Annotated in this window: 8 protein-coding genes; 5 read left to right on the top strand and 3 right to left on the bottom strand. The window is 38.9% G+C overall.

What is annotated here, in order from left to right; genetic code table 11:
* Positions 1-22: 22 nt before the first annotated feature.
* Both ACR2F7_RS10890 and ACR2F7_RS10885 read left to right on the top strand, forming a co-directional pair.
* On the top strand, positions 23-727 hold the full coding sequence (locus ACR2F7_RS10890) for a dihydrofolate reductase family protein (protein WP_432713590.1): 705 nt from the start codon (positions 23-25) through the stop codon (positions 725-727).
* A gap of 177 nt (positions 728-904) precedes the next feature.
* On the top strand, positions 905-1489 hold the full coding sequence (locus ACR2F7_RS10885) for a HupE/UreJ family protein (RefSeq protein ID WP_432713589.1): 585 nt from the start codon (positions 905-907) through the stop codon (positions 1487-1489).
* On the opposite strand, the gene ACR2F7_RS10880 is transcribed toward ACR2F7_RS10885, so the two are convergent.
* A complete protein-coding gene (locus tag ACR2F7_RS10880) occupies positions 1486-4626 on the bottom strand; it encodes a DNA gyrase/topoisomerase IV subunit A (RefSeq protein WP_432713588.1) in 3141 nt (1046 codons plus the stop codon). The genes ACR2F7_RS10885 and ACR2F7_RS10880 overlap by 4 nt on opposite strands.
* Before the next feature lie 128 nt (positions 4627-4754).
* Positions 4755-5243 carry a cytidine deaminase gene (locus tag ACR2F7_RS10875; RefSeq protein WP_432713587.1) on the bottom strand — a complete coding sequence of 163 codons (489 nt, stop codon included), beginning with the start codon at positions 5241-5243 and terminating at the stop codon, positions 4755-4757.
* 276 nt (positions 5244-5519) lie between these two features.
* Here ACR2F7_RS10875 and ACR2F7_RS10870 point away from each other — a divergent pair, with 276 nt between their 5' ends.
* Entirely contained in the window at positions 5520-5804 is a 285-nt protein-coding gene (locus ACR2F7_RS10870) for a DUF1801 domain-containing protein (RefSeq protein ID WP_432713586.1), read from the top strand.
* A gap of 13 nt (positions 5805-5817) precedes the next feature.
* Here the strand turns inward: ACR2F7_RS10870 and ACR2F7_RS10865 are convergent, their stop codons facing one another.
* Complete coding sequence (locus ACR2F7_RS10865) at positions 5818-6597, bottom strand: leucyl/phenylalanyl-tRNA--protein transferase (RefSeq protein ID WP_432713585.1); 780 nt, start codon at positions 6595-6597, stop codon at positions 5818-5820.
* Positions 6598-6840: 243 nt separating this feature from the next.
* On the opposite strand from ACR2F7_RS10865, the gene ACR2F7_RS10860 reads away from it, so the two are divergent.
* Both ACR2F7_RS10860 and ACR2F7_RS10855 read left to right on the top strand, forming a co-directional pair.
* On the top strand, positions 6841-7233 hold the full coding sequence (locus tag ACR2F7_RS10860) for a VOC family protein (protein ID WP_432713584.1): 393 nt from the start codon (positions 6841-6843) through the stop codon (positions 7231-7233).
* A 204-nt stretch (positions 7234-7437) separates the two neighbouring features.
* A partial coding sequence (locus tag ACR2F7_RS10855) for a translocation/assembly module TamB domain-containing protein (protein ID WP_432713583.1) occupies positions 7438-12165 on the top strand: 4728 nt, incomplete at its 3' end.

Here is a 12165-nt window from a genome sequence, read left to right as displayed (position 1 = left end):
ATATATATAAAAGTACACAAAGATGAATGACCGGCCATATATAATTTGTCTAATGATGACCTCAGTAGACGGAAAGATACTCGGAGAGAAATGGGGTGATAGCCCGGAGATGATGATTTTGAAAAACAAGTTTGAGGAGATCCATAACCAGGTAGGGATCAATGCATGGATAGTTGGCCGCACTACCATGGAAAAGGACTTTACAGACTTTGCAAAGCCTATTTTGAAAAAAGGCAATGATAAGATTGATCGGAGTGATTTTGTGGCAGCCTCTAACTCACAGTCATTTGCAATTGCTCTTGATGGTAAAGGTAAATTAGGATGGGAAAGCGCTGAAATGGAAGGCGATCATGTAATCACAATACTAACCGAAGGAGTTGAAGATGCCTATCTGGCACATTTAAGAGACATTGGTGTATCATATATTTTTGCTGGTGTAGCTGAAATCCATTTAAAAACTGCACTTAAGAAGTTACGTCATCTATTTGGCATTGAAAAGTTAATGTTAGAGGGTGGGGCGCGCATTAATGGAAGTTTCTTGAATGAGGAATTGATCGACGAACTTTATCAATTGCTTTTACCCATTGCAGATGGCACGATAGGAACTTCTACCCTCTTTGAAATTGATGACTCCATAAAAAAGAAGGGTGCTACACTTTTAAAGCTCGAAAATGTGAAGCAAATTGAAGATGACGTTCTATGGCTCACCTACAAATTTAAATACTAATATTTGTCAATAGCTGCATTAACCGACTTAGGAAAGCCTCTGGTAATGGCTTTTCTTTTTGCGATGGTTTTGATCTGTTAGAAAGTTACAGCAAAACCTGATGTACTCGCTGTAACAACTTTGTATAAATACAAACGGACTTGTAATGTTTAAAATAAAAGCCGATTTTGCAGCCTCATGCAAGATTTTTCTCTATATTTTGAATTAGGCTGGAAACATATTTTAGACTGGCGTGGCTACGACCATATTCTTTTTGTGATGGTATTATGTGGCAGTTACAGCCTCGTAGAATGGAAAAAAGTATTGATACTAGTGACCGCTTTCACCGTTGGTCACAGCATTACTTTGGCCTTAAGTGTTTTAGATTTTATACAGGTCAACATGGCATTGGTAGAATTTTTAATTCCTGTAACCATTGTTATTACTGCCGCTGCCAATATTTTAAGCAAAAATGCCGTCAGTAAGGCCGTGAATTTGAAATATTTGCTAGCGCTATTTTTCGGACTCATTCATGGAATGGGTTTCTCCAATTACCTGAAAACCCTGTTGGGTACCAGCAATAGCATTATAGGTGAGTTGTTTGCTTTTAACATTGGCTTAGAGTTCGGCCAGCTGTTAATTGTGGCCGGTACGCTTGCCTTATCGGCCATTTTAATTGGCCTGTTAAAAGTTAAAAAATGGGATTGGAATTTCTTTCTGTCCTCTGCTATTTTTGGAATCTCTTTGGTGATGGCGCTAGAGCGTTTACCAGACGCCTTTTAAAACAAACCTATTTGCCCCTTATCGTCAATATCAACATCATCAGGATTTGTGATTTCCAGGGTGATGTCTTTTTGCTTTTTGGCTGGCTGAGCTTCCTTTTTTGTTGTAGGTTTTTCTTCTCCTTCAGGTTTTTCCTTAGCTTCAGTTTGTGTCTTTAGTTCATGTTGTTCTTTTGTTTCCGACTGTTCCTTTGTTTCCGACTGTTCCTTTGTTACAGGCTTTACTGCCGCAGGTTTCACATCTGTTTTGAATAAAGGCTTACGCTTAGGTTTAACCTCATCAGTAACAGGTTTTTCAGTTTCTGGTGCAGCTTGAGGCACAATAGCAGCATTTTCAAGAGACTCAACAGCAGGAACTTCGGATTGCGGCCTGGTAAACCTTAATTTTGGCCTTTGCGGAGCTGACGTTTGTACTTCTTCCTCTTTTGAAGGTACTGCTGGTTCCACTGCCTTAGGTGCGGCCTCTTCAGTTGCTTCTACAGCATCACTATCAGCAGCCTCGTTATCATCACTATCCTCCTGCAGAGACCTTTCTTCCTCAGTGCTTTCAGACTGATCAGTTGTTTCAGTTTCACCTGCGGTTTCTGGCTCTTCCATTGTTTCTGTATGTGCAGGCGTCACATCATCTTTTAGTTCTACCTCTTCCTGGTTGCTGATAGACATAGATTTAACATCGTGCTGACTTAACCTGTTTCCATTTGCACGGATTCCTTTCAGGTCAATAAAATCTGCCAGCATTATCTCCAGCGTTTCTGGTATCTGGCTTTTTCCTTTGCGTACATCAACAGTCAGTTTAGCATCCGGATTTCCTGTTAAATAGATGAATTTAGATCCTGTCTCTTCACTAATCAAGCTGAGCTTTTTACCGACGCCAATACCCTCAAACACAAATCTTTTGATGAAGTAGTTTTTAGCTTTACCCTCATAGTGTACCACAGCGAAAGGCTTTTCGGGGTTATATTTTTCAATCAGGATAAGATCAGCATCGAAGTGATTGCTCAGTTCAAACGTACTCAACTCATACCAGCCCTCTTTATGGACTTGCAGAATTTTATCATCGCCATCAAACTCACCAAGGTATTTTCCACGGCCATCTACATTTAACCGGCGCAATAACTCATCGTACCATATTTTCAAACCCGACAAAGTAGAAACACCTTTACTTTTCAGCAGGATTTTCTTGATTGGATATTTCGAAACGATATTACCTTGCGAAGCACGCCCTTTAATGGCAATTTCAGCGAAGTCTATATCGAAGTTGAGTTTCTTTAATTTGGTATGCGGTTTAAGCTGTACGTTCACAATTTCGGCCTCCCCATTAGGGTTAGCCGTAAAATAGAGGATTTTACTTCCTTTACTCCCTTTAGTCAGGTCATATTCCTTATCGCGGGTAATGCCCATTACGGCAAAACGTTTGATATAAGATACGCCACTGGCACCGTCTTTATAAATTACATTATATATAGTCCTGTCATCACCTTTCTTGAAAACCGCAGCATGAATAATGCCCTTGCCCACAAAAGTTTTATCAGCCACTTTGGTGATGGTACATTTACCATCTTCACGGAACACAATAATCTCGTCTAGGTCAGAACAATCAGCAATAAACTCATCTTTACGTAAGCCTGTACCAATAAAACCATCCTCGCGGTTTAAATAGATTTTAACATTAGCCAAAGCAACTTTCGACGCCTCTACCCTATCAAAAAGCCTGATTTCTGTTTTCCGTTCACGGCCTTTACCATATTTATCTTTTAACTTCTGGAACCAGGCAATGGCATAATCGGTGAGGTGGCGAAGGTGATTTTTGATGACTTTAATTTCATCTTCAAGCGATTTCATTTGCTCATCCGCTTTTTTAACATCAAAGCGGGTAATGCTGCTCATTGGCTTATCAATAAGCTTCTTGAAATCTTCGGGCATAATATCCCGGTAAAATTTATCCTTAAAAGGCTCAAATAAGGCATACAACACCGTAACGACACCTTCAAAATTTGCTGATGTTTCGTAACCGTGGTCTTTATACATGCCCTCTTGAATAAAGATGCGCAAGAGCGAGCTAAAGAAAATCTTTTCTTCAAGTTCACTCAGTCGGATTTCAAGTTCCTGCTTTAATAAGGCTTTGGTGTTTTTTGTATTCTCAATCAAGATGTCATTTACCGTCAGAAACTGAGGTTTATCATTCTTGATGATACATGTATTTGGAGAGATAGAAACCTCGCAGGAAGTAAAGGCATAAAGTGCGTCTATCGTTACATCAGGAGATATACCCGGTGCAAGCTGAATGACGATCTCTACATGCTGCGCAGTATTATCTTCAATTTTTTTGATTTTGATTTTCCCCTTATCGTTGGCAGCTAAAATACTGTCAATGACCGAGCCCGTTGTTGTACTGTAGGGAATCTCTGTGATGACTAAGGTTTTCTTGTCTTTTTCGGTAATTTTAGCCCTCACGCGGACCTTTCCACCACGCATCCCTTCATTGTAGGCAGAGAAATCTGCCATACCACCGGTAAAGAAATCAGGAAGGATGTTAGGCCTTACCCCTTTTAAAGCTTCGATAGAAGCATCTAAAAGCTCATTGAAGTTGTGGGGCATTACCTTAGTGGCTAAACCAACGGCAATACCTTCAGCACCTTGGGCAAGAAGTAATGGAAATTTAACAGGCAAGGTAATGGGCTCGTTGTTACGGCCATCATAACTCAGCTGCCAAACCGTAGTGTCGGCATTGAAAACAACATCATTGGCAAATTTTGACAACCGCGCCTCGATATAACGGGCAGCAGCAGCACTATCACCAGTAATAGGATCACCCCAGTTACCCTGACAATCGATCAGCAAGTCTTTTTGACCAATCTGCACCATGGCATCACCAATGGAAGCATCACCATGGGGGTGGTACTTCATGGTATTTCCAATTACATTGGCTGCTTTATTGAAACGTCCATCGTCCATTTCTTTTAATGAATGCAGAATCCGGCGTTGCACGGGTTTCAGTCCGTCATTGATATGGGGAACTGCACGATCCAGGATTACATAAGAAGCATAATCGAGGAACCAGTTTTCATATAGCCCGGTAATAGGGATTATGGTGTGCTTATTTTCTCCGTTTACGTTTTCTTGTCCTTCGTCGTTCATTAAATATATTGATGATATGGTCCTAAAAAAGCAATTCTTGCTATAAATAATAGTGCTGATATGAAAAATTCAGCACAGAAGTACTACACACTTCCGGGTGCGGCAAAGATATGAAAAAATGAGTAAAATCAGACAGCTAAACGGTCCTCAAAAAATGCAAAAGGAAGTAAACTTTTAACACCTTTTAATTTCAGTACCTTACCGTTCAGGCAATAAAACAAAACCTCTATTTCTTTTTTCTGGCGCAGTTCTACTTCAGCCATCACCTGCAGGCAGGCGCCACAAGAAGTAACAGGGTTAATAATGGTGAAATTTTCAGTGTGTGCGGTGATGGCCATGCTTTCTACTTCCGCATCCGGATAGGTTACACCAATGGTAAACAAGGCTACTCTTTCGGCACATAATCCAGATGGATAGGCTACATTTTCCTGGTTACTACCAAATACCACCTGTCCATTATTTAATCGGATAGCGGTACCCACTTTAAAGTTAGAATAAGGAGAATAAGAGCTTTTCAATGCCTCCTCTGCCTGAATGCACAGGGCTTTATCAGCATCGTTTAATTGTTCTAAACCTGTATAAGATTCATAATTGATGGTTAAATCCAATCTATTCATAGATAAACATACATATTTTAAGTGAATTGCAAAAGCATTGGGAATTTAAGCCCTATAGTTAATAAAAGCAATAGGAATTTAATTACACAACAATTAAATCGCTTGATTATTTAGCAATTGAAGTTTTTGTTTCCTCCTCAATTAACAAATGGAGCAAGAAATTCCTTTTACAATTTCATGTTCTTAATCACCCCGCAAATATTAACCCAAATTATCGGCAGAAAGTGTAACCGATTATATCAATGCAATAGCAGATGAACAAAAGCAGAACCAAAAATGTGGGGACCGAGTATCATTGGCTTTAGCAGCTATCATTATAAGTATGCCAGCGGGCATGAAGGGATTGCCCCACTAATCGGCTTTTCACCACGTAAAGCGGCTATTTCGCTTTATGTTTTCACCGGATTAGAGGAGCACCAACAGTTGTTAACAAGGTTGGGGAAATTTAAAATGGGTAAGGCTTGTGTGTATATCAATAAGTTGTCTGACATCAGTGAGGAGAAACTCAGCATGTTGATGAGTGCGACAATTAAATATCTTAAGGAAAGGTATGACGAGTAGGTGATTTTCTTAGTTAAAAATCAATTACGGGTACTCTATTACTAAAAGAAACAGGAGCTGTAATTGCGTTGATTAATTCCTTTCTGAATGCTGTCTTTTCTACATAGACCATACCATATTGACTAAACCAAGGATTAGGACCACTTGCAATCAATTTAAAACCATCCTCTCTTAGTTTCACCAGAAGGTAATAATAGGCAACTTTACTGGCATTATCTACTGTATGAAATAAGCTTAGACTATCAAAAAAACCATTTATTGCTATGCCAATAACACCTCCAACCAGGTTATTGTTAATATAGGTTTCTATGCTATGAACATGTCCCATTCGGTGAAGCTCGGTTGCTACTTCAATATATTCAGGGGTAATCCATGTTTTCGTTTTACCTCCTCTAGGTGCAGCACACCCCCTGATGGCGGCATTAAAATTTGTATTTATCCTGATCTCAAATCGTTCACTTTCAGCCTTTAGTTTTTCTTTCTTTAATTTACGCCATAAATCTTTTTGGATTTTAAAGTTATCTAAGGGTATAATTCCTCTAACTTCCGGATCATGCCATTCTATAAATTCCGGGTTATTCTTATTTGGTAAAGGATAACTCCCTTTCAAATGCCCCTGTAAAAGTATAAATGGAGACAATTCACTTTGACCATATGACCAAAGTAAGGCCTTTTCTTTACCTCCCGATACTTTAGATAATATGGTATAAGTGGTTTTTTGCAGAAAAATTTTTGTTAATTGTCTAAATTCATCAGAAAAGAACATAGATGTTTTCTTTTTTATATCCTCCATGGTTTAATAATTTAAATGATATAGTAATATTACAGCATAACAATTACTTAGAGTAATTTATTTTGAAGAATTATAATTTCATTTTTCAATGTAAAACACTGATAAATATCATCTTATATCGAAAGCCTTTACTGCACTTTTAAATTCATTATTCTTTAAGTTCTTCTAAAATTTAGTAAATTTAAGAAGTAAATCAGGGCATAATTTCCAATTTCAAGGACTTGTTATTTAACCATTAAGATCATGTTTAAGTACGCCAAAACATTCAGCAGTTTCTCGGTTAACGACCTGCAAACTGCAAAAGAATTTTATAGTAATACACTTGGTTTAGAAATCACTGATGACCCTATGGGGGTATTAGCGCTCAACCTGGGTGGACAGAAAATCATTATCTATCCAAAAGATAACCACGAGCCCGCAACTTTTACCGTGCTCAATTTCATGGTTCCACATATTGAAACAACGGTGAACGAACTGAGAAGTGCAGGTGTCACATTTGAACAATACGATGTTGAAGGATTGAAAACAGACGAAAATGGAATATCAAGAGGCATCGGGGCTCCAACAATTTCCTGGTTTAAAGATCCGGCAGGTAACATTCTTTCCATCATCGAAATTGAAAGCAAAATTTCGTAAACAGCACAAAACAAATATTTATAAACCACCAAGGTTCAGCTTATGGTGAGGCTTTATCATAACCTTCCAAATACAACCGTTAATACTCGTCTAAGTTTTAAGGATGTTTTTTAAACATTAAACTTAAAATGTGCTCTTAAATATGTCCAAATGGCATGGTTTTAGTTCAATAAAATTTGGTTTTCACCTTTTAAATTTCATCACTTGAATAAATATATACGTAAAAGTTTGAAGGTTATTCTATGGGTAATCTCTATCATTATCCTTTTGGTAGTGATGGCAGCACTGTCTTTGAATATACCCGCCGTTCAGAACTTCGTTAAAAATAAGGCTGTAAATTACCTTAAAGATAAAACACACACGGAAGTAAGGTTGGAAAGTATCAAAATCGCTTTCCCAAAAGATGTTGTGCTCAACAATTTTTACATCGAAGATTTAAAAAAAGACACCCTTTTATATGCACACAAACTGGCTGTAGATATCAGTTTGTTTAAATTATTGAGCAACAAGGTAGAGATTAACAATATAGAATTAGAAAAAGTGAGGGCCAATGTAACCAGGATTGACCCGGATACCACCTTTAACTTTTCCTTTTTAGTAGACGCTTTTATGTCTGAGGAAAAGAAACCTGAAGAAAAAGTTGCTGCCGATACCACCTCTACTTTAAAGTTTTCTCTGGATAAAATATCTTTGAAAGACATAGGTATCGTTTATCACGATGATGTTGCAGGAAATGACATGCGTTTACGCCTTGGTGATTTCAATGCCAAAATCAAGGACTTTGACCTCGACAAACAACATTACGTCATCACCGATCTTAACCTCATCAATACAGCTGTAAGTTACCTGCAGCAAAAACCTTTAACCCAATTACAGGCTCAACTGGAGAAAAGCGTAGATACCACACAAACGGAAACTGGCAAATTGCCTTTGGTAGAAATTCAGAATTTCGCTTTTAATAATGTGCAGGTTAATTTCAACGATCGGCTTTCGCAAACTGATGCCCGGGTAGATTTAAATAAAATTGCCTTAACAAAACTCTTTATTGACCTCACCAATAATAATTATAAGTTAGCAGATGCCAATCTAAACAACACTAAAATAAAATTTACCAGTGCTGCTAACAGTACTAAAGCAGATTTAGACTTAAGGGAATTCTCCTTTACGCAATTGCAGGCAGATCTTAAAAATGGCAAATACAGTGTTGGTGATGCCGTACTGAACAAATCTAACGTTCTTTTTGCCTTTAAACCTGCTCCTGCTCAAAGTACGAAAACTACAGATACCGTTGCTAAGGCCGCTCCTTTAAATTTATTGTTGAATAGCCTGAGCCTTGCCGATAATGTGGTGCAGTTTGATAACCTGGCGGCGAAGCCTGTAAAAGGGATGGACTTCAATCACCTGAAATTTAATACCCTTGGTTTAACAGCCACCGGCATTGCTTACAGTGACACCGCTATTAAAGTTAAGGTAAACAGCGGAAAGTTGAAAGAGAAAAGTGGCTTTACCTTAACCGATTTAAAAGGTGATGTAGTCTACTCAGACAAACTTGTTAAAGTGAATAATTTACGTATTAAAACACCAAACACGAGTATAGAAAACAATACGCAGCTGAATTACACTTCTATGGATGACTTGACAAAACATCCTGAGAAAGTGAAGATTTTTATGGAGGTTAAAAACACCACTATTGGATTAAGGGATGCTGCTTATTTCAGTGATGCTGTGCCAGCAAATTATAGAAATGAAAAAATAAAAGTGAACGCTGTTGCCCAAGGTTACATGAACAACCTGGTGATTCCTAAACTGCAGGTTACAGGATTAAAAAACACCCATATTGATGTGAGTGGAACGGCTAAAGGTTTGCCAGATGTAGACAAAACCTTCCTTGACCTCAACATCAAGAGATTTTCGATGACCAAAGCAGATCTTTTGGTGGTCATTCCTAAAAACACACTCCCAAGCAATATTACCCTTCCTAATGCCATCAATGCAAATGGTAAATTCAAAGGCTCTTTAACCAATTTCAATACCGGCTTTAACATTAATACAGACATGGGTTCTGCAAAGCTGCTAGCCAGTATGAAAGGTGCTAAAGGAAGGGAAAATTACAATGCCAACATCAACCTGAACAACTTTAACATGGGCCGTTTGTTGCAAATGGATTCTGTTCTGGGCAGGCTAACTTTAACGGCACAAGTAAAAGGAACAGGGCTTGACATGAAGAAAGCCAATGCCAGCCTGAATGCTAAAGTTATCAGTGCTCAATACAATAAATATACTTATAAAAACTTACTCCTTAGTGGAAGTTATGCCGCCCAGCAGCTGAACGTTAAAAGTAGCATGGCAGATACCAATGCCAACTTTAACTTAAAGGCTTTTGTAAATATGGCGGGCAAATATCCTGCTGTTAAAGGCGATATTGACTTGAAACAGGTAGACTTGCAAAAGTTAAATTTCAGTCCTACAGAATTTAAACTCGCTGGTCGCATCAATGCTGACATCGCAAGTGCCGATGCTGACTACCTGAATGGTGATGTACAAATTCATGGACTGCAGATAGTAAAGGATGCACAGCGTTTTAATGTGGACACCATTATGCTTCATGCAGAAGCAAGTGAAACGAAAACCTTGTTGACGCTGAGGTCTGAAATTCTTCGTGCCCGTGTTGATGGCCAGTACCAGTTATCAAATCTGGCCCCTGCCATGATCAACCAGATCAATAAGTATTACCAGTTTGGCGAGGTGACCAAAATCCCTGATCAACGTTTCCGCTTCTTTGTTAACTTTTACAATCCCGCGTTTTTACAAAACCTGATACCGGAGTTAACCACCTTCGCTCCTTCAAGAATGAGTGGTTTGTTAGACACCCAAAAAGATAGCCTGGTGATGAACGCTTCGTTTCCAAGGGTAGTTTATGGAACATATAAAGTAGACAGTACCCGTTTAACGGTTAACAATGATAACCAGAAACTAAATTATAAATTAACCGTCAAGAACGTTCAAAGCCCTTCTATTTCACTCTTCAATTCTGAAATAAGCGGCGATGCAATCAACAATGTGCTGGGCTTAAATATATTTTTGAGGGATAGCAAACGCACTGACAGGTATGTGCTGGGTGGAAAGTTCGAATCTATAGCCAAAGATTTCCGTTTTAGCTTTGATCCCGACAAACTATTATTGAATTATGAAAAATGGGCAGTGAGTCCTGAAAACTACATTCAATTTGGGCAGTCGGGCATCCTGGCGAATCAATTTAACCTGAGTAATAATGGGCAAATGTTGTCTGTGAACAGTCTGGAAAACACGCCGAATGCACCGCTGAAGGTTGAATTTAAAGACTTCAGGATTGAAACGCTTACTAGTATTGCTGAGGCCGACAGTGCTCTTGCTGGCGGCGCTATCAATGGTACAGTGAACGTTAAAGACCTGGCTGCGTCGCCTAAGTTTGAAGCTAACCTTACCGTAGATGAGCTTCGCTACCAGAAAGACATGTTGGGTACTTTACGGATAGCGGTCAACAACAACACAGCTGATGCTTTTGAGACCAACATTGCCTTAACCGGGGTACATGAATTCAGGGCAAATGGTTTCTATTATGCTGCACCAAAAAGTGCCTTAGACCTAAAGGTTAATATTGATAAGATTGATTTAAGTGCTGTAGAAAGTTTGTCCATGGGACAAATCCGTGAGGGTTCTGGTACTGTAACTGGTGAGTTTAACATTACTGGTGCTTTAGCCGCACCGAAGGTTCTAGGAGAGCTGAAGTTTAACCAGGCAGCGTTTAATGTGGCTTATGCTAACTCCTATTTCAGAATGCCAAATGAAACGATCACCTTTAATGAAAAAGGTGTTAATTTCAACAATTTTACCATCATTGATTCGCTAAACCAGAAAGCAACCATTAACGGTGGAATTTTAACTTCGAATTACCAGGATTTTAAATTCAACCTGGATCTAAAAACCAATAATTTCAGGGTGTTAAATTCTACTGCAACTGATAATGAGATGATTTATGGCACCATGTTTTTAACCAGTACCATTAAAGTTCGTGGCGACCTTAACCAACCTGATGTGAATATGGATATTAAGGTGGAAGATAAAACCAAGTTTTTCTTTGCTATGCCTCCTACCGATCCTTCGGTCATTAGTCAGGAAGGCATTGTTCAATATATCGATGCTGATGTTGCGCCTTACAATGGCATGAAAGCGCTTAGCGTTGAAGATTCCATCAGTAAGGCACCTGTAAAAGGCATGAATCTTAGTGCAACCATTAATATTGACCCAAAGGCAGAATTAAATGTGGTGGTAGATCCTGAAAATGGCGATGCACTGATGGTGAGAGGACAAGCCACTTTAACCGCAACCATGGATCCAAGTGGAAAAGTCAGCTTAACAGGCGCTTATGAAGTTTCTGATGGTTCATACAACCTTTCTGTGGGCCCTATGGGTAAGAAACAATTTAAACTGGTTCAGGGAAGTGAAATTATATGGACGGGAGAACCAATGTCGGCTAACGTTGACCTGACAGCCCTTTATGAGGTAAACGCCGCCCCTATTGACTTATTAGCCAACCAGGCCAATGCTGAAGGTGAGGGTACAAGAAATACTTATAAAACAAAATTACCCTTCCAGGTTTATTTATCCATGACCGGAGAGTTGATGAAACCAATTATTAAATTCAGGTTAGACCTGCCAGAAAATGAACGTGGTGCAATAGATGGTCAAGTTTATACGAAGCTGCTGCAGATAAATACAGACGAAGGTGAACTGAATAAACAAGTGTTTTCATTGTTAGCTTTAAACCGCTTCATGGCCGATAATCCTTTCCAAAGTCTAGCTGGAGGCGGTGGTGGTGTTTCAACACTTGCACGCTCTAGTGTAAGTAAATTATTAACAGAACAGCTTAACAATTTAGCATCAGACCTGATC

Origin of the sequence: Pedobacter sp. (assembly GCF_045628745.1) — a bacterium.
GTDB lineage: Bacteria > Bacteroidota > Bacteroidia > Sphingobacteriales > Sphingobacteriaceae > Pedobacter.
The sequence above is the reverse complement of the archived record's forward strand: the minus strand, read 5'-3'. Positions and strand labels throughout refer to the sequence as shown.

Excerpts from the sequence above, each read along its gene's own strand:
- ACR2F7_RS10890 (WP_432713590.1), top strand. The coding sequence starts at position 23 with ATGAATGACCGGCCATATATAATTTGTCTAATGATGACCTCAGTAGAC.
- ACR2F7_RS10885 (WP_432713589.1), top strand. The coding sequence starts at position 905 with ATGCAAGATTTTTCTCTATATTTTGAATTAGGCTGGAAACATATTTTA.
- ACR2F7_RS10880 (WP_432713588.1), bottom strand. The coding sequence starts at position 4,626 with ATGAACGACGAAGGACAAGAAAACGTAAACGGAGAAAATAAGCACACC.
- ACR2F7_RS10875 (WP_432713587.1), bottom strand. The coding sequence starts at position 5,243 with ATGAATAGATTGGATTTAACCATCAATTATGAATCTTATACAGGTTTA.
- ACR2F7_RS10870 (WP_432713586.1), top strand. The coding sequence starts at position 5,520 with ATGTGGGGACCGAGTATCATTGGCTTTAGCAGCTATCATTATAAGTAT.
- ACR2F7_RS10865 (WP_432713585.1), bottom strand. The coding sequence starts at position 6,597 with ATGGAGGATATAAAAAAGAAAACATCTATGTTCTTTTCTGATGAATTT.
- ACR2F7_RS10860 (WP_432713584.1), top strand. The coding sequence starts at position 6,841 with ATGTTTAAGTACGCCAAAACATTCAGCAGTTTCTCGGTTAACGACCTG.